The sequence below is a fragment of the Clavibacter phaseoli genome (assembly GCF_021922925.1).
GTDB lineage: Bacteria > Actinomycetota > Actinomycetes > Actinomycetales > Microbacteriaceae > Clavibacter > Clavibacter phaseoli.
In genome coordinates, this window is record NZ_CP040786.1 from 1864866 (window position 1) to 1882567 (window position 17702).

A 17702-nucleotide genomic window follows, 5' to 3' on the forward strand; every position below is an offset into this window, starting at 1 on the left:
CGCCGAGCTGACCCGCCCGCCCGGGATCGGTCGCGGAGCGGCCCGCCGCTCGCCTGGGGAGGAGCGGGCCGCGCGATCAGCCGGCCGGTGCCGTGAGCGCGTAGAGCGCGACCGCGCTGGCGGCCGCGACGTTGAGCGAGTCGATGCCGTGCGCCATGGGGATCCGCACGACGGTGTCCGCGGACCGGATCGCCTCCGCCGACAGGCCCGGCCCCTCCGAGCCGAGCACGATGGCGAGCCGCTCGTGCTCCTCGGAAGGGAAGTCGCGGAGCGAGACGGCATCGGGCGTCAGCGCGAGCGCGGCGACGTGGAACCCGGCGTCGGCGAGCGCGGCGCGGGTCTCCGGCCACTCCCCCGTGCGCGTCCACGGCACCTGCAGCACCGTGCCCATGCTGACGCGGATGGCGCGGCGGTAGAACGGGTCCGTGCAGCGCGGCGTCACGAGCACCGCGTCCGCGCCGATGGCGCTGACCGAGCGGAAGATCGCGCCGACGTTCGTGGGATCCACGACGTCCTCGAGCACCACCACGCGCCGCGCGCCGGCCAGCAGCGACGCGACCGACGGCAGCGCGGGCCGGTCGAGCGACGCGACCACGCCGCGGTGCAGCACGTAGCCGGTCAGCTCGGCGAGCAGCTCGCCGGGCCCCGTGAAGACGGGCACGTCCCGGTCGCCGACCAGCGCCAGGGCCTCGTCCACCGTGCCGCCGAGCGCGAGCACCGACCGCGGCTCGTGCCCGGCCCGGAGCGCCCGCTCGAGCACCAGCGCGGACTCGGCCAGGTAGATGCCGTGGCCCGCGCCCGCGGCCTTCCGGAGCGCCACGTCGGTGCGGTGGCTGTAGTCGGCGAGCCGCGGATCCGCCAGATCGTCGACCGGGACGACGTGCGCCACTACGACGCGAAGGGGTCGGGCGTGAGCGTGTACTTCGTGTTCAGGTACTCGTGGATCCCCTCGAGCCCGCCCTCGCGGCCGAGCCCCGACTGCTTCACGCCGCCGAACGGCGCCGCCGCGTTGGAGATGACGCCCATGTTGAGGCCCGTCATCCCCGTCTCGAGCCGCTCGATCATGCGCTGGCCGCGCGCGAGGTCCTGCGTGAAGACGTAGGAGACGAGGCCGAACTCGGTGTCGTTGGCGAGGCGCACGGCGTCGTCCTCGTCGTCGAACGGCACGATCGCGACCACCGGCCCGAAGATCTCCTCGCGCAGGATGTCGCTGCCCTCGGCGACGCCCGTGACGAGGGTCGGCGGGTAGAAGTGGCCGGCGCCCTCGCGAGGCTCGCCGCCCGCGCGCACGGTCGCGCCGCGCTCGACGGCGTCGCGCACCAGCCGGTCCGCCTTGTCGACGGCGCGGCCGTCGATGAGCGGTCCGACCGTGACGCCCTCCTCGGTGCCGCGCCCGATCCGCATCGCGTCGATGCGCTCCTGCAGCCGGTCGGCGAACGCGCCCGCGATCGACGCCTCGACGATGAAGCGGTTCGCCGCCGTGCACGCCTGCCCGACGTTGCGGAACTTCGCCGCCATCGCGCCCTCCACCGCCTTGTCGATGTCGGCGTCCGCGAAGACCAAGAACGGCGCGTTGCCGCCCAGCTCGAGCGAGACGCGGAGGACGTTCTGCGCGGCCTGCGCGCCGAGCTGGCGACCGACGGGCGTGGATCCGGTGAAGCTCAGCTTGCGCAGCCGCGGGTCGGCGATGAGCGGACCCGTGACGTCGGCGGCGGCCGTGGTGGGGATCACGTTGAGGACGCCAGCGGGCAGCCCCGCCTCCGCCAGCAGCTCGGCGAACCGGAGCGTGGTGAGCGGGGTGAGGTCGGCGGGCTTGATGACGACCGTGCAGCCCGCGGCGAGCGCCGGCGCGATCTTGCGGGTCGCCATCGCGAGCGGGAAGTTCCACGGGGTGATGAGCAGCACCGGCCCGACGGGATGCTGCGACACGATCATGCGGCCGGTCCCCTCCGGGTTCGTGCCGTAGCGGCCCGTGATGCGCACGGCCTCCTCGGAGAACCAGCGGAGGAACTCGCCGCCGTACGTCACCTCGCCGAGCGACTCGGCCAGCGGCTTGCCCATCTCGAGCGTCATGAGGAGGGCGAACTCGTCCTTGCGCGCCTGGAGCAGGTCGAACGCGCGGCGGAGGATCTCGCCCCGGGCGCGCGGCGCGGTCGCCGCCCACGCCGCCTGCGCGGCGACCGCCGCGTCGAGGGCGCGCGCGCCGTCCGCGGGGCTCGCGTCGGCGACCCGCGCGAGGACGGCGTCGGTCGCGGGATCCCGCACCTCGAACGTCGCGCCGCCCGCGGCGTCGACCCGCTCCCCGCCGATGAGCAGGGTAATGGGCGTGCCCGACAGGAGGTCGGTCTCGGTGGATGCGCTCATGCTGTCCTCGCTTCTTCGGTGCTGTGTCTTGCTCGTGTCTGCGCTCGCGCTGGTGCGCGCGCCGCTGCTCGCGGTCGCGGTCGCGGCCGCGCCGGCCGCGCCGGCCGCGCCACGGGTCAGTCGGCCGGGCCCTCGACGATCTCGGCCCCCGCGTCGCGCAGGCGGTCGAGGGCGGCGGCGCTGGTGGCCGGCGCCACGCCCGCGACGAGGTCGGCGAGGATCCGCACGCGCTTGCCCTGGTGCACCGCGTCGAGCGCGGAGGCGAGCACGCAGTAGTCGGTCGCGAGGCCGACCACGTCGATGTCGGTGATGTCGTGCAGCACCAGCAGGTCCGCCAGCGGCACGCCGTCCTCCGTCGTGCCCTCGAAGATCGAGTAGGCGGGCGCGCCCTGGCCCTTGCGGATGTGGAAGTCGACGGCGGTGACGTCGAGGTCGGGGTGGTACTCGGCGCCGGGGGTGCCCTGCACGCAGTGCTCGGGCCAGGTGGTGGAGTAGTCGGGGACGGTGCCGGCCGCGGCGAAGTGCCCGCCGTTGCCGCCCGTGGCCTCGTGCCAGTCGCGGGACGCGAGCACGTGGTCGTAGCGGTACGGCTCCGCGGCGAGGAGGCGGGTGATCCCCCGCGCGACGTCGCCGCCGCCCTCGACGCCGAGCGCGCCGCCCTCCGTGAAGTCGTTCTGCACGTCGATGATGAACAGGGCCCTGCTCATGCGCCGCTCCTTCCCCGGGCCGGGCCCGGTGCCGTGGATCCGCCGCCCGGGATCGGGCCGCGCGTCACTCGTCCCCCAGGTCCGCCCCGCAGCGGTACGTGCCCGCGGCCAGCGCGTCGAGGGCGATCTTCGCGTCGCCCGTCACGTTCCCGATGGCGTAGAAGGCGAAGGTCAGCTTCGTGCCGTCGGCCGCGTCGACGATGCCGGCGAGCGTGTAGCTGGTGTCGATCCAGCCGGTCTTGGCCACGACGTGCCCGCGGGCCACGGCGCTGTCGCCCGTGAACCGGCTCGCCAGGGTGCCCGTGCGGCCCGCCACCGGGAGGCCGTCGTGCAGGTAGCCGAGCGACTGCTGCCGCTGGTCGACCTGGATCATCAGCTGCGCGAGCAGCGACGGCGGGACCCGGTTGTCGGGGCTGAGCCCCTGGCCGTCGACGATGGTGAGCGTGGAGGTGTCGAGCCCGTACGCCTGGAGGGCCTTCGGGATGCCCGTCGCCAGCGACTGCTGCGTGTTCCCCGCCCCGACCTGGATGCTCGCCAGCCGCGCGAGCGACTCCGCGAGCACGTTGTCGGAGTTGATGAGGGCCGTCTGGATGAGCGACGACACCGGCTGCGACTCCACCGTGCCGAGCACAGCGGCGCCGGCGGGTGCCGTGCCCTGCGTGACGTCGGCAGACCCGCCCAGCATGGAGCGGAAGGTGCTCCCGACGCGCGCCAGGGGATCCTCGCTGCGCGCCGACACGACGGCCGCGGGATCCGCCCGGTCGGCGTCGAGCTGCAGCGGCGTCATGAAGCTGGAGTACCCGGCCTTGCGCTCGGTGGCGGCCCACGAGGGGATCCACGTGTCGCCGGAGAAGAGGGAGGTGTCGAGCACGATGCGCGTGATGGGCGTGCCGGCCGTCGCGGGATCCGCGGCCCAGGCCGTGCGGACCTGCTGGGCGAGGTCGCTGAGGCGCGGCGCGCCCGGGTAGACGGAGCTGCCCGAGGTGAGGCGCGACAGGGTCGGGTCGCCGCCGCCGACGAGCACGACCGTGCCGGGCTCGGATCCGCGGACGACCGTGGTGGCGATGCGCCGGTCGGGGCCGAGCGCGGCGAGGGCGGCGGCCGACGTGATGACCTTCATGACGCTCGCCGTGCGCTCCGGCGTGCTGCCGTTCCGGTCGAACAGCACCCGGCCGGACGCGGCGTCGCGGACCTGGCCCTCGAAGGTGGCGAGCCGCGGATCCTGCGCGAGGGACGAGATGGAGCACATGCGGAGGTCGCGCGCGGCCTGGTCGGCGGGCGCGGTGCGCGGCGGCGCCTGCGTGGGCGTGGGGCTCGTGGTGGGCGTCGGGTCGGAGGTGGCGGCGACGCTCGCGGAGGCGCTGCCGGCGCGTCCGGTCAGCGCGCCGGCGCCGACGGCACCGGCGGCGAGCAGGGCCACCACGGCGACGGCGGTCGTGAGGGAGCGGGTGCGACGGCGGTCAGGCGCGCGGACGCGTGACGCGGGGTCGTCCTGATCGGTGCGGTCGGCGCGCGCGCGGTCGGGGCCGTCGGCTGGGGGTCGCATGGGGCCATGTTAGACGCCGCACCCGAGGGCACGTCCGGCCGCCGGCGCCCCGGGGACGCGTTCGACGATGGCACCCTGCGAGGGACGAGCGGTGCCGTCTCCCGGCCCGCGTTCGGAGAGCGCGACGGGGAGGAGGGGTGGTGGAGCCGCCTGTCAGAATCGAACTGACGACCTTCTCATTACGAGTGAGATGCTCTACCGACTGAGCTAAGGCGGCCCGGCCCGGACTCAAGGAGTACCGGGCACGAGTAGAGAGCATACCGGATCCCGGAGGGCGCTCCTGCACGCGGGCGCGCCCGAGCCGCAGCGGGGACCGCGACGCCCGCGCGGGGCCCCGCCCGGTCAGCCGCAGGTCGTGCCGGCGGCCGGCGGATCCCCGCCGAGCAGGTAGCCGTCCACCGCGGAGACGATGCACGGATCCCGCTCGTCGTACGCGATGTGCCCCTCGCCCTCGTAGGTGAGCAGCACGCCCGAGGAGAGCTGACCCGCCAGCGCCTCCGCCCACGAGTACGGCGTCGCGGGATCGCCCGTGGTCCCGACGACGACGATGGGCGCCGCGCCCTCCGCCGACACGGGTGCCGGGGCTTCCCGGGCCGCGTACGGCCAGTTGCCGCAGAGCGGGTCCGGCTCGCCGTCGCGGGAGGTGTCGTCGTCCGCCAGCTCGCCGGCGGCGGCGCGGATCTCGGCCGCCTCCGTCACGAGCACCGCCGGATCCCGCTCCACCGGGTAGTCGATGCACTGGATGGCGAGGAACGCCTCGTAGAAGTTGCCCGTGTACGTCCCGTCGGGGCTGCGGCCGAAGTAGGAGTCGGCGAGCGCGAAGGCCGTGGCCGACTCGCCGCGGAGGGCCTCAGTGAACGCCGTCGTGAGCGCCGGCCACTGCTGCTCGCTGTAGAGCGCGGAGTCGATGGCGCTGCGCATGACCTGCCCGTCGAGCTCGCGCCCGTCGGCGGCGCGCAGCGGGCTCTGGTCGAGGCGGTCGAGGAGGGCGGAGACTGTCTCCTCGCCGTCCTCGACGGATCCGCGGAACGGGCACCCCTGACCCGCGAGGCACGCGGCCATGTAGGACTCGAACGAGCTGCGGAAGCCGGTCGTCTGCGCGAGCACCACGTCGAACGAGCTCGCGGACGGATCCGTCGCGCCGTCGAGCACCATCCGGCCGACGTGCCCGGGGAAGTCCTGCGCGTACTGCGCGCCGATGCTCGTGCCGTAGGAGTAGCCGAGGTAGTTGAGCTCCTCGTCGCCCACCAGGGCCCGCAGCATGTCGAGGTCGTGCACGGTGCTCTGCGTGTCGATGAACTGCAGCAGCGGGCCGGATCGGGCGGCGCAGGACTCCGCGAACGACTTCGACGCCTGCACCAGCTCCTCGTCGTGCGCGGGGGTGCCCGGAGGCGCCTCCGTCTCGCCGTAGAGGAAGGAGTCGAGCTGGGCGTCGTCGACGCAGTCCACGGCGGTGGACGCCCCGACGCCGCGGGGATCCCAGCCGACGACGTCGTACGCGTCCTGGAGGTCGCGCGAGACCGCGTAGTCGACGCTGGCCTTCACGAAGTCGACGCCGGACGCGCCCGGACCGCCCGGGTTGACGAAGAGCGACCCGCGCGGGCCGTCGGCGCCGCGGGCGGTGTGCCGCACGAGGGCGAGCTGGATGTCGGTGGCCGGATCCGGCGCGGACCAGTCGAGCGGAGCCGTCGCGGTCGCGCACTGGGCGCCGTCCTCGCAGGGGGACCACGCGAGGGTCTGCTCGTAGTACCGCGCGAGGTCGGGCGCGACGTCCTCCGTCGTGGGACTCGAGGTGGAGCTGCGCGGCTCGGGGACGGGGATGAGGCCGCAGCCGCTGAGCGCGACGACCGCGGCGAGGAGGAGCGCGCCCAGGGCACCGGCGCGACGCACGGCCGCCGGCCGCGGCCCCGGGCGCCTCACGCGCGACCCGCCGCGCGCGTGCGGGTGATGGAGACGAGCATGGACTCCAGGGCGAGCGCCGGCGAGACGTTGCCGTCGATCCGGCGCCGCGCCACCCCGACCGCGTCGAGGACCGCGAGCGACGCCGCCGCGGATCCGGCCTCCGCGGCCTCCGCGATCCGGGGGGCGATCGCCTCGTTCACCTGTGGCAGGTCCGCCCCCAGCTGGTGCAGGAGCACGTCGCGGTGCAGGGACATGAGGTCGACGAGGATCCGGTCGATGCCGTCGCGGAGGCTCCGCGTGGCACGCCGCTTCTGGTCCTCCTCGAGCTGCCGGATCTGCGAGCGCAGCTGCGGCGGGATGGACCCGCCCTCCTGCACGCCGAGGGACCGGAGCGCGCGCTCCCGCTCGTCGGCGTCACGCTGCACCGTGAAGGCCTTGGCGTCCTGGCCGGCGAGCTCGAGCATCGCGGCGGCCGCGCGCACGGCGTCGCCGACCGAGCGGATGCCGAGCGCGAGCTCCAGGGTGCGGCTGCGGCGCTCCCGCGCCTCGGCGTCGGTGGCGAGCCGGTGCGCCATGCCGATGTGGCTCTGCGCCTCGCGCGCCGCGCGCGTCGCGGTGGCCGCATCGACCCCGTCGCGTCGCTGGATCAGCGCGGCCACGTCCTCGACGGACGGGATTCGCAGCCGCACGCTGCGGACGCGCGAGCGGATGGTCGGGATGAGGTCGGCCTCGCTGGGCGCGCAGAGGATCCAGATGGTGCGCTCCGGCGGCTCCTCCAGCGCCTTCAGCAGCAGGTTGGACGTCCGCTCGGTCATCCGGTCGGCGTCCTCGACGACCATGACGCGGTAGCGGCCGACCGACGGCGAGTACTGCGACGACGTGACGAGCGCGCGCACCTCGTCGATGGCGATGATGACCCGCTCGGTCGCGAGCACGCCGAGGTCGGGGTGGCTGCGGGCGGCGACCTGGCGGGCCGTCGCCGCATCGCCCTCCGGGGTGCCGTCGCTGAGCAGCGCGGTGGCGAAGGCGTAGGCGAGGTTCGAGCGGCCGGATCCGGGGGGCCCGGTGATCAGCCAGGAGTGCGCGAGCGCGGTGCCGGTGGCGTCGCGCGCCGTGGCCCGCGGGCTGCTCGCGGCGGCGAGCAGGGCGACGGCCTCGGACTGGCCGGTGAGCTCGTCCCAGATCGCCCGGCCGTCCGGGCTCGCGGACGTCGCGGACGCCGGCGCGGCGGTCGCGTGCGTCGCGGACGCGCGATCGGTCGCCGGGTCGGTCATGCGGAGGCTCCCGCCGTGATCAGCGCCTGCGCCCGGGTGCGGATCTCCGTGGCGATCTCCTCGCGCGGACGAGCGGCATCGAGGACCAGGAACCGCTCCGGCTCGGCGCCCGCGAGCCCGAGGAACGCCTGGCGGACGCGCTCGTGGAAGTCGGCGCGCTCGGCCTCGAGCCGGTCGAAGCGCGTCCGGGCGGCGTCGAGGCGGACCCGGGCCGCGCCCTGGTCGAGGTCGAGCAGCACGGTGAGGTCGGGCAGGAGCCCCTGCGCGGCCCAGAGCGACAGGTCGCGGATCTCGCCGGCGTCGAGCACGCGCCCCGCGCCCTGGTAGGCGACGGACGAGTCGAGGTAGCGGTCCTGCAGCACGACGGCGCCCCGCTCGAGGGCCGGCCGCACGACCGTCTCGACATGGTGCGCGCGGTCGGCCGCGTACAGGAGCGCCTCGGCGCGCGGCGCGATGTGGCCGCGGCGGTGCAGCACGATCTCGCGGATCTCCACACCGAGCTCGCTGCCGCCGGGCTCGCGGGTGACGACGACCTCGTGGCCCTCGTCCTCCAGCCACCCCCGGAGGAGCGCCGACTGCGTGGACTTCCCCACGCCGTCGCCGCCCTCCAGGGTGATGAAGACGCCGGTCACGTCGCGTCGGACGCCGTCGCCGCAGCAGCGGCCGCCTTGTTGGCGGCCCGCGTCGCCGCGGCCTTCGTGGCGGCGGCCGACCTCGAGGTGGTCGTCTTCGCCGCGGTCGTCTTAACGGAGGTCGTCTTCGCGGCACCGGTCTTCGTCGCCGCCGTCTTCGCGGGCGCCTTCGCCTTCGCCTTGGCCGGGGCCTTCGCCTTGGCCTTCGGCTTCGCCGGCCCCTTGGCGCGCTTGTCGGCGAGCAGCTCGACCGCGCGGTCGAAGTCGATGTCCTCGACGGACTCGCTCTTCGGGATCGTCGCGTTGGTCTCGCCGTCGGTGACGTACGGGCCGAAGCGACCGTCCTTCACCTTGATGCCCTTGCCGCTCACGGGGTCCGCGTCGAACTCCTTGAGCGCGCTGGACGGACGACGGGCGCCGTACTTGGGCTGCGCGAACACCTCGAGGGCGCCGGGCAGGTCGATCTCGAAGATCTGCTCCTCGCTCGTGAGCGACCGCGAGTCCGTGCCCTTCTTCAGGTACGGGCCGTACTTGCCGTTCTGCGCCGTGATGGGCGTGGCCGTCTCCGGGTCCTCGCCCACGACGCGCGGGAGGTCGAGGAGGCGCAGCGCCGTCTCGAGGTCGACCGTCGCGAGGTCCATCGACTTGAAGATGGATGCCGTGCGCGGCTTGACGGCCGCCGCCTTCTTCGCCGCGGGCTTCTTGGCGGGCGCCTTCTTCGCGGGTGCTGCCGTGGCGGTCGCGGACGCGCTCTCGAGCACCTCGCCCGTCGCGGGATCCACGCCGTCCGCGGGAGCGGCGGGCGCCGCCTCGGGCTCGGGATCGAGCTCGGTGACGTAGGGGCCGTAGCGCCCGTCCTTCGCCACGATCTGCTTGCCGTTCTCGGGGTTGATGCCGATGACGCGGTCGGTGACGACGGGCGCGTCGATCAGCTCGCGGGCCTTGGCCGACGTCAGCTCGTCCGGCGCGAGGTCCTCCGGGAGGTTGACGCGGCGGGGCGTCGCGTCCGCGGCGGCACCCTCCTCGTGGACCTCGAGGTAGGGACCGTACTTGCCGATGCGGAGCGTGATGTCGTCCGCGATGCGCAGCGAGTTGATCTCCTTGGCGTCGATCTCGCCGAGGTTGTCGATCGTGGGGCGGAGGCCCTTGTGCGCCTCGTTGCCGTAGTAGAAGCCCTTCAGCCAGTCGACGCGCTCGGCCGATCCCTCCGCGATGCGGTCGAGGTCGTCCTCCATGCCCGCGGTGAAGTCGTACTGCACCAGCTCCGTGAAGAACTCCTCCAGCAGCCGCACCACCGAGAAGGCGATCCAGTTCGGGACGAGCGCGGTGCCGCGCGGAGTGACGTACCCGCGATCGACGATCGTGGAGATGATGGCGGCGTAGGTCGACGGACGACCGATGCCCAGCTCCTCGAGTGTCTTGACGAGGCTCGCCTCCGTGTAGCGCGGCGGCGGGCTGGTCTCGTGGCCCTTGGCGTCCACGTCCACGAGGCGCAGGTCCTGGCCCTTCTTGAGGTCGGGCAGCTTCGCCTCGCGCGGCTCGGCGGCGCCGTGTCGCTCCTCGTCGCGGCTCTCCTCGTAGGCGGCCAGGAAGCCGCGGAACGTGATGACCGTACCCGAGGCGGCGAACTCGGCCACCTCGCCGGCGGACGTGGGCCCGGCGGCGATGACGACCGACGCGGTGGATCCCTTCGCGTCGGCCATCTGCGACGCGATGGTGCGCTTCCAGATGAGGTCGTAGAGCTTGTGGTCGTTGCCGCGCAGCGTGGAGGCGAGCTGCTGCGGGGTGCGGAAGGTCTCCCCGGCGGGCCGGACGGCCTCGTGGGCCTCCTGCGCGTTCTTGCTCTTGCCCGCGTAGAGGCGCGGCTTGTCCGGCACGGTCTCGGGACCGTAGAGCTCCGCGGCCTGCTTGCGCGCCGCGTTGATCGCCTGCTGCGAGAGCGAGGGCGAGTCGGTGCGCATGTAGGTGATGTAGCCGTTCTCGTAGAGCGACTGCGCCACGCTCATGGTCTGGCGTGCGGAGAAGCGCAGCTTGCGCGCCGCCTCCTGCTGGAGCGTCGACGTGGTGAACGGGGCGGCGGGGCGACGCGTGTAGGGCTTCGACTCGACGCTCTGCACCTTCAGCGGCACGGACGGGTCACGGAGGGCCTCGGCGAGGGCCTCGGCGCTGCTCGCGTCGAGCGGGCGCGAGTCGTTCTTGAGGGCGCCCTTGTCGTCGAAGTCGCGGCCCGTGGCGATGCGCGCGCCGTCGATCCGGACGAGTCGGGCGTCGAACGGCAGCTCCTGCTCGAGCGGCGAGAGCGACGCCGTGAGGTCCCAGTAGGAGGCGGTGACGAAGGCGAGCCGCTCGCGCTCGCGGTCGACGACCAGCCGGGTCGCGGCGGACTGCACGCGGCCGGCCGAGAGGCCCGGGCCGACCTTGCGCCACAGGACGGGCGACACCTCGTAGCCGTAGAGGCGGTCGAGGATGCGGCGCGTCTCCTGCGCGTCCACGAGGGCCGTGTCGATGTCGCGCGTGCTGTCGCGAGCGCGCTCGATGGCCTCCTTGGTGATCTCGTGGAACACCATGCGCTTGACCGGCACCTTCGGCTTCAGCACCTGGAGCAGGTGCCAGGCGATGGCCTCGCCCTCGCGGTCCTCATCCGTCGCGAGGAAGAGCTCGTCTGCGTCCTTGAGCGCCCGCTTGAGATCGGCGACCGTCTTCTTCTTCTGGTCGCTGACGACGTAGTACGGCTCGAAGCCGTTCTCCACGTCGACGGAGAACTTGCCGAGGGTGCCCTTCTTCAGCTCGGGCGGCAGGTTCTTCGGCTCGATGAGGTCGCGGATGTGACCCACGGAGGCCTGGACCTCGTATCCGCTGCCCAGGTACTGGGCGATCGTCTTGGCCTTGGCCGGCGACTCGACGATGACCAACTTCTTCGTGCCGGGCACGTGACTCCTTATATATGCGTTCATGGGGGCCGGTGGCCGGCCCGGTGTAGGGGGATGCGTGCCCGATCGGATCCGATCGGATCCGGGGCGACGTGCGGCGGGGTCCCCGACAAGGCACACCATACACACGCGCACCGACCGGCCACCTAATCGCGACGCCGCCCGGATGCGACGCGTCGGGGCGCGTCAGCCGCCCCGACGGAGCGCACCGCTCGGGCACGGATCCGGGCGCCCGAGGGGATGGCGATGGGCCGCCGTCCGCCCTCCGGGACCGCACGGGACCGGCGCGTCGCGACTCCGCTGGGGGCGAGGAGGCCGGGGCCGAGAGCTCCGGCGCCGATCATCCTGAGGCCGATCCCGGAGGTTGACCGGCTCGCGCGCGGGCCGTCACCGCGAGGCCCGACGGACCGTCGCGGCGCTCCGCCTCCACGACCGCCGTCGTCCCGGTGACGTCGCAGCGCGTGAGCGCCGCCCCGGCGGCGACCACGACCTCCTCGGCCGCCGAGCAGGGCGAGCCGGCCGCGAATCCCGCGGCGACGTCGGCCGCGGCGAGCGCCCCGGAGTCCGCGGCCCCCGCCGCGGCCGCCCTCTCCACGAGGACCGAGGAGACGGCGACCGTGGCGAGCGCGAGCGCCGTGAGGGCGCCGAGCACGCCGACCGCGACCACGGTGCCCGACCCCGCGTCGCCGTCACGGGACACCCGGATCCTCCTGCCATGCGCAGCCTCGGGCCGAGACGCGGATGCCCGCGTTGCCGGCGGGCCCGAAGCGGCTGGGTGCCGTGAGCTGGACGCAGACGGCATGCCCCGAGCGGTCCACCGACATGGCGGCCCCCTGCGCGGCGCCCTCGATGCGCGCCGCCGCCGTGCCCGCGTCCTCCCCGCGCCCGAGGCTCCGTGCCGCCTCCTCCGCCGCGGACGTCAGCATCACCTGCTGGCCGACCGTCTGCACCGCCCCCAGGCACAGCCCGAGGACCAGCACGACCGCGGGTAGCACGACCGCCAGCTCCGCGGCGGCCGCCCCGCGATCCGCGACCGGGCGTGCACCCGGATCACCGTGCGGACGCCGCTCGGGGCGGGTGAGCGGGATCACCGGTCGTAGGTCAGGGCACGGCGCACGAGGTCGAGGAGCATGCCGCGGACCTCGTCGCTCTGCAGGATCACCACGAGGAGGCCCGCGAACGCCACCGCCGCCATGGTCGCGATGGCGTACTCCGCGGTGGCCGCTCCCCCGTCGCCCGCGGCGTGACCCTGGAGCGCCCGACGCACCGCGCGAGCGACGCGCGCGGGACGCGGGGGCAGGAGCCTCGGTGACGCCTCCACGACCTGGGCGCGGCATGCCGCCGCGCAGCCTGTCGATCGTCCCGATGATCCGGACGGCGCCCCAGGCGCCGCGGCCAGCGGCCAGACGGCGCGGCCCTCCGGCACCACCCCGGTTCGGGCCGTCCCCCGTACCGGTCCTCCGGCTGCCGCGACCTCCGCGCCGCGGACGTCGACCACGCGCGCCCGCTCGTCGACTCGTCCCATGTCCTCGTCCTCTCCCTCTGGCGGGCGGTGCCCGCCGTCCTGTCCCTGCCGACCGTCGGCCGGGACGTCACCATGCCCGAGGCGCGGGCCGCGGGTCGCGGCGGGCGCCGTGACGGTGGACGCGCTCATCCGCGGCCCAGTGTTGAGGACACGACGGCCAGCAGCATCGGCACCACGCCCACCGCCAGGAACGCGGGCAGGATGCACACGCCGAGCGGCAGCATGAGCCGCGCCGCGAGCCGCGCCGCGGCCCGTTCGGCCCATGCGGCGGCATCCCGGCGGATCCGCTCCGCCTCGCTGCGGAGGAGGACGGCGACGGGCGCTCCCGTTCGGGCCGCCGCGTCCACGACCGACCCGACGGCGTCGAGGTCACCGCCCGCGCCCAGCCCGGCGCGTTCGCACGCGCGTCGGACGACCGCGACGGCCCGCGGCACGGACGCGCCGCCGGACATGGCCGTCGCCACCAGGTCGAGCACCAGGCCAGGAGCCGGATCGCGCGGCATGGCCTGCCTCACGAGGCCGCGATTCCAGCGCCACCCGATCGCCACGAGCGTGGAGCCCGCGACGAGGCAGGACATACCCGGCACCGTGGTGAGCAGGACGCGCAGCGGATCGAAGCCCAGTCCCGCCGCCAGGAGCACGCCGGCGCCGGGCATGAGGAGCACCGTGCGGCTGGTCGCCACCGGGCCGGCGAGCGCCGTCTCCGCGTCGCGGCGCACCCGGGCGACGTCGACGAGGGACTCCGCGAGTCGCTCGAGGGACCGCGCGAGGGGAGCTCCCGTGAGGTCGGCGACCTCGAGACATGCGGCGATCGCGGACCATGACCGCGCGGTCGCCGCGCCCCCGGCGTCGACCGCCGTGGCCTCTGCCACGACGCGGACCGCGAGGGGAGCCGATCCGGCCCCCGCGGCCACGCGGCGGACCAGGGCGGGCACCGCCTGCTCCCCGCGCCGCGGACGGCCGCCGGGCGGTGCCAGCTGCGACCAGGCGCGCTCGAGGTGCAGCCCCGCGCCGAGCAGCACCGCGAGGCGTCGCACGAACGCGGCGACCTCCTCCGCCTCCTCGACCACCGACCCCGCGGCGGCGCCTCGGAGGCGGAACCGGACCCGGCGCCGACCCCGCGGAGCGCGCCCCGTCACGCGCGGCTCCCCGACGCATCTGTCGCGGACGGCGACGCGGACACGGCGGGCCGCGGCACCGGACCCGCGTCGGGTGCCCAGCGCACCGGCAGGACTCGGAGTCGCCCGTCGTCGCCGGTCGTGAGGCGCCCGGCGGCGACCACGCGCCGCCCTCGTGACGTCCGCGCGAGGTGGATGACGAGGCCGATCGCGCTCACCGCCTGGCGCGCGGTCGTGACGGCGTCCATGCCGGCGAGCGCGCCCAGCGCCTCCAGCCGGGCGGGCACGTCCGCGACCCCGTTGGCGTGCAGGGTGCCCGCGCCTCCGTCGTGGCCGGTGTTGAGCGCTGCCAGCAGCTCCCGGATCTCGCTGCCCCGGCACTCCCCCACGACCAGCCGGTCCGGCCGCATCCGCAGCGCCTCGCGCACGAGGCGCGGCAGCGACAGCTCCCCTGACCCCTCGATGTTCGCCTGCCTGGCCTCGAGCGACACGACGTGCGCGTGCCGCACCCGCAGCTCGGCGACGTCCTCGACGAGCACGATGCGCTCGCTCGGATCCGCCCGGGCGAGCAGCGCGCCGAGCAGGGTCGTCTTGCCGCTGCCGCCCGCCCCCGTGATCAGGAGGTTCGTGCGCCGACGCACCGCCTCCTCGAGCAGCGCCCGACAGCCGGGAGGGAACGCCCCCGCCGCGTCGAGGGCGTCGAGCGTCGGCCTCGCCCGCGAGGGCAGCCGGATCGAGAGCAGCGTGCCGCGCGTCGACACGGGCGGCAGGACCGCGTGGATGCGCATCCCGTCGCCCAGGCGGACGTCCACGCAGGGCGCCGCCTCGTCCAGGTGCCGCCCGCCCTCCGCCGCCAGCCGCACGGCGAGCGCCCGGACGGCCGTCTCGCCGCCGAGGTCGACGTCGGGTCGGCGCTCCGGGCCGGACCCGCGGTCCACCCACACCCCGCCGTCGCCGTTGACGAAGACGTCGGTCGTCCGGGGATCCCGCACCAGATGGGCGAGCGGACCGAGCGCCGCCGGGACGCGGCGCGGCGCCGAGGCGGGCTCCGCGCCGGCGACGCCCGTAGGAGCCCGGAGCGCCACGACGGCACCGGCTCCCGGGTCGTGCCCGCGGGGGTCGCGGGCCCGGGGGACGAACGCCGCGGGGGTGACGACCGGAGGACTCGCACCCGGCCCACCCGCGGCCCGGAGCCGCGGCTCCTCCCCCGGGAGGACGCCTCGACCGACGACGGATGCCTGCCACTCGACCATGCGCGGAGGCTAGGCGGAGGAGGACGTCGAGGAGCCGCGGCGGACGACGACGGGGAGTCGGATCCCGAGCGAGTCCCTGGGGAGGAGAGGGGCGGCGCCCATCGGGGGAACGGGCGCCGCCACGTGACGACGGATCGGGGGAATCCTGGACTCGCCACACGTCGGGCTTGGCCCGACGGCATGAGCATACGCCGCACGCCTCCCGCCACGGGAGGGTTCTGCGCGTTCTGGCCGTTCCCCCACCGGACTCCCGGCCAGCCCCTCACCGCAGCGCCTCACCGTCGCCCTGGCACCCGGCGCCCCACCCGCTAACGTGGGTCGCGGAGAGGATGACGATGACGATGTCCACGAACCCCCGCTCGACCCAGCCCGGAGCCCCGAGCCCCGCCGCCGCCGACGAGGAGGGGACGACCACCCCCTCGCATCCGGCGGCGACACCCGAGCCGGGCCCCGTCCACCCGCCGTCGGACGCGTTCCGCGCGACGCGCGTCGCCGACGAGTCCCTCACCGCGTCCGCCGCCGCCGACCGCCTCGGCTTCTGGGCCGACCGGGCCCGCGAGCTCGTGACCTGGGAGACGCCGTTCGAGACGGTCCTCGACTGGTCGGGCGCGCCCGTCGCCCGCTGGTTCCCCGAGGGCCGGCTCAACGTGGCCTACAACTGCCTCGACCGGCACGTGCTCGCCGGGAGCGGCGACCGCGTGGCGCTGCACTGGGAGGGCGAGCCCGGCGACACCCGCGACCTCACCTACGCCGAGCTCACCGCGGAGGTCAAGCGCGCCGCGAACGCCCTGCACGACCTCGGCGTCGTGGCGGGAGACCGGGTCGCGATCTACCTCCCGATGATCCCCGAGGCCGTGATCGCGATGCTGGCCGTCGCGCGCATCGGCGCCGTGCACTCCGTCGTGTTCGGCGGCTTCAGCGCCGAGAGCCTGCGCGCCCGCATCGACGACGCCGCGGCCCGCGTCGTCATCACCGCGGACGGCGGCTGGCGCAAGGGCAAGGTCTTCCCGCTGAAGCCGGCCGTCGACGCGGCGCTCGTCGGATCGGCCGGATCCGTCGAGCACGTCCTCGTCGTGAAGCGCGGAGAGAACGAGGTCGACTGGGACGAGAGCCGCGACCTGTGGTGGCACGAGCGCGTGGCCGCCGCGGATCCGGAGCACGACGCGCAGGCGTTCGAAGCAGAACACCCCCTCTTCATCCTCTACACGAGCGGCACGACCGGGAAGCCGAAGGGCATCCTGCACACCTCGGGCGGCTACCTCACGCAGGCCGCGTACACGCACCGCAACGTCTTCGACCTGCACCCCGAGACGGACGTCTACTGGTGCACGGCGGACGTGGGCTGGATCACCGGCCACAGCTACGTCGTCTACGGCCCGCTCGCGAACGGCGCCACGCAGGTCGTCTACGAGGGCACGCCCGACACCCCGGAGCCCGGCCGCTGGTGGGACATCGTGGAGAAGCACGGCGTGACGATCCTCTACGCGGCTCCCACCGCCATCCGCTCCTTCATGAAGACCGGCCGCGAGATCCCGGACGCCCGCGACCTCTCCTCCATCCGGCTGCTCGGCTCGGTCGGCGAGCCCATCAACCCGGAGGCGTGGCGCTGGTACCGCGACGTCATCGGCGGCGGCGACGTGCCCGTGGTCGACACGTGGTGGCAGACGGAGACGGGCGGCATCATGATCTCCGCGCTCCCCGGCGTCACCGCGACGAAGCCGGGGTCCGCGCAGTCGCCCATCCCCGGCGTCGAGGTCGCCGTGGTCGACGACCAGGGCGAGCCGGTGGCCCGCGGCGAGAGCGGCCTCCTCGTCGTCACCGAGCCGTGGCCCGGCATGCTCCGCGGCATCTGGGGCGATCCCGAGCGCTACCGCGAGACGTACTGGGACCGCTTCGGCGACCGCTACTTCGCGGGCGACGGCGCCAGGCTCGACGAGGACGGCGACATCTGGCTGCTCGGCCGGGTGGACGACGTGATGAACGTCTCCGGCCACCGCCTCTCGACCGCGGAGATCGAGTCCTCGCTCGTCGCGCACCCGTACGTCGCCGAGGCGGCGGTCGTCGGCGCGTCCGACGAGGCGACCGGCCAGGCCGTCGTGGCCTTCGTGATCCTCCGCTCGGCCGAGGCGAGCGCCCTCGGCGACGAGGACCCGAACGAGGTCCTGCGGAAGCACGTCTCCGACCAGATCGGCGCCATCGCGAAGCCGCGGCGCGTCTTCGTGGTCCAGGAGCTGCCGAAGACGCGCTCGGGCAAGATCATGCGGCGGCTGCTGCGGGACGTGGCCGAGGGCCGGGCGATCGGCGACACGACCACGCTGGCCGACACGCAGGTGATGCAGGTCATCAGCGACCGGATGAGCGCCGGCTGACCCGACCGGACGACCCCGACGACGGAGAGGGCCGGGTGCGACGCGCACCCGGCCCTCTCCCCTGTCCGCCGGGCGGATGACG

The 17702-nt window shown here is 74.7% G+C and carries 14 protein-coding genes and 1 tRNA gene; 1 reads left to right on the plus strand and 14 read right to left on the minus strand.

Annotated elements, in window-relative coordinates; translation table 11 throughout:
• Positions 1-76 precede the first annotated feature (76 nt).
• The 14 genes from FGI33_RS08690 to FGI33_RS08755 all read right to left on the minus strand — a co-directional run bounded on the left by FGI33_RS08690 (position 77) and on the right by FGI33_RS08755 (position 15251).
• Positions 77-889, minus strand: coding sequence for a TrmH family RNA methyltransferase (locus FGI33_RS08690; RefSeq protein WP_119435120.1), 813 nt, complete (start codon positions 887-889; stop codon positions 77-79).
• Positions 889-2364 carry an NAD-dependent succinate-semialdehyde dehydrogenase gene (locus FGI33_RS08695; protein ID WP_237581672.1) on the minus strand — a complete coding sequence of 492 codons (1476 nt, stop codon included), beginning with the start codon at positions 2362-2364 and terminating at the stop codon, positions 889-891. The genes FGI33_RS08690 and FGI33_RS08695 overlap by 1 nt, the downstream gene beginning before the upstream one ends.
• A 116-nt stretch (positions 2365-2480) precedes the next feature.
• A complete protein-coding gene (locus FGI33_RS08700) occupies positions 2481-3071 on the minus strand; it encodes an isochorismatase family protein (RefSeq protein WP_119435471.1) in 591 nt (196 codons plus the stop codon).
• A gap of 64 nt (positions 3072-3135) precedes the next feature.
• Positions 3136-4617 carry a D-alanyl-D-alanine carboxypeptidase/D-alanyl-D-alanine endopeptidase gene (dacB, locus tag FGI33_RS08705; protein WP_237581674.1) on the minus strand — a complete coding sequence of 494 codons (1482 nt, stop codon included), beginning with the start codon at positions 4615-4617 and terminating at the stop codon, positions 3136-3138.
• 141 nt (positions 4618-4758) lie between these two features.
• Positions 4759-4834: transfer RNA gene (locus tag FGI33_RS08710), tRNA-Thr, on the minus strand.
• A gap of 125 nt (positions 4835-4959) precedes the next feature.
• Positions 4960-6507, minus strand: a complete 1548-nt coding sequence (locus FGI33_RS08715; protein ID WP_237581676.1) for an alpha/beta hydrolase — start codon at positions 6505-6507, stop codon at positions 4960-4962.
• Between the two features lie 26 nt (positions 6508-6533).
• Positions 6534-7793: a DNA polymerase III subunit delta' gene (locus tag FGI33_RS08720; protein WP_237581678.1), complete on the minus strand. Its 1260-nt coding sequence runs from the start codon at positions 7791-7793 to the stop codon at positions 6534-6536.
• Positions 7790-8425: a dTMP kinase gene (tmk, locus tag FGI33_RS08725; RefSeq protein ID WP_119434949.1), complete on the minus strand. Its 636-nt coding sequence runs from the start codon at positions 8423-8425 to the stop codon at positions 7790-7792. Before tmk ends, FGI33_RS08720 begins: the two co-directional genes overlap by 4 nt.
• Positions 8422-11355 (minus strand): type I DNA topoisomerase, encoded by a 2934-nt coding sequence (gene topA / locus FGI33_RS08730; protein WP_119434948.1) that lies wholly within the window; start codon positions 11353-11355, stop codon positions 8422-8424. Before topA ends, tmk begins: the two co-directional genes overlap by 4 nt.
• A gap of 340 nt (positions 11356-11695) precedes the next feature.
• The gene (locus FGI33_RS08735) at positions 11696-12055 is read right to left on the minus strand and encodes an Rv3654c family TadE-like protein (protein ID WP_204586785.1); all 360 of its coding nucleotides are present in this window, start codon (positions 12053-12055) and stop codon (positions 11696-11698) included.
• Entirely contained in the window at positions 12045-12350 is a 306-nt protein-coding gene (locus FGI33_RS08740) for a TadE family type IV pilus minor pilin (protein ID WP_237581680.1), read from the minus strand. The genes FGI33_RS08735 and FGI33_RS08740 overlap by 11 nt, the downstream gene beginning before the upstream one ends.
• Positions 12351-12442: 92 nt before the next feature.
• On the minus strand, positions 12443-12622 hold the full coding sequence (locus tag FGI33_RS08745; protein WP_119403163.1) for a DUF4244 domain-containing protein: 180 nt from the start codon (positions 12620-12622) through the stop codon (positions 12443-12445).
• A 383-nt stretch (positions 12623-13005) separates the two neighbouring features.
• Positions 13006-14019 (minus strand): type II secretion system F family protein, encoded by a 1014-nt coding sequence (locus FGI33_RS08750; RefSeq protein ID WP_237581682.1) that lies wholly within the window; start codon positions 14017-14019, stop codon positions 13006-13008.
• Positions 14016-15251 carry a TadA family conjugal transfer-associated ATPase gene (locus FGI33_RS08755; RefSeq protein ID WP_237581684.1) on the minus strand — a complete coding sequence of 412 codons (1236 nt, stop codon included), beginning with the start codon at positions 15249-15251 and terminating at the stop codon, positions 14016-14018. The genes FGI33_RS08750 and FGI33_RS08755 overlap by 4 nt, the downstream gene beginning before the upstream one ends.
• 335 nt (positions 15252-15586) lie before the next feature.
• Here FGI33_RS08755 and acs point away from each other — a divergent pair, with 335 nt between their 5' ends.
• Entirely contained in the window at positions 15587-17620 is a 2034-nt protein-coding gene (gene acs / locus FGI33_RS08760; protein WP_119434428.1) for an acetate--CoA ligase, read from the plus strand.
• Positions 17621-17702: the final 82 nt, after the last annotated feature.

Bases quoted from the DNA above. Each gene is read 5' to 3' on its own strand.
- dacB (WP_237581674.1), bottom strand. From the start codon at position 4,617: ATGCGACCCCCAGCCGACGGCCCCGACCGCGCGCGCGCCGACCGCACC.
- FGI33_RS08700 (WP_119435471.1), bottom strand. From the start codon at position 3,071: ATGAGCAGGGCCCTGTTCATCATCGACGTGCAGAACGACTTCACGGAG.
- FGI33_RS08695 (WP_237581672.1), bottom strand. From the start codon at position 2,364: ATGAGCGCATCCACCGAGACCGACCTCCTGTCGGGCACGCCCATTACC.
- FGI33_RS08720 (WP_237581678.1), bottom strand. From the start codon at position 7,793: ATGACCGACCCGGCGACCGATCGCGCGTCCGCGACGCACGCGACCGCC.
- FGI33_RS08755 (WP_237581684.1), bottom strand. From the start codon at position 15,251: ATGGTCGAGTGGCAGGCATCCGTCGTCGGTCGAGGCGTCCTCCCGGGG.
- acs (WP_119434428.1), top strand. From the start codon at position 15,587: ATGACGATGTCCACGAACCCCCGCTCGACCCAGCCCGGAGCCCCGAGC.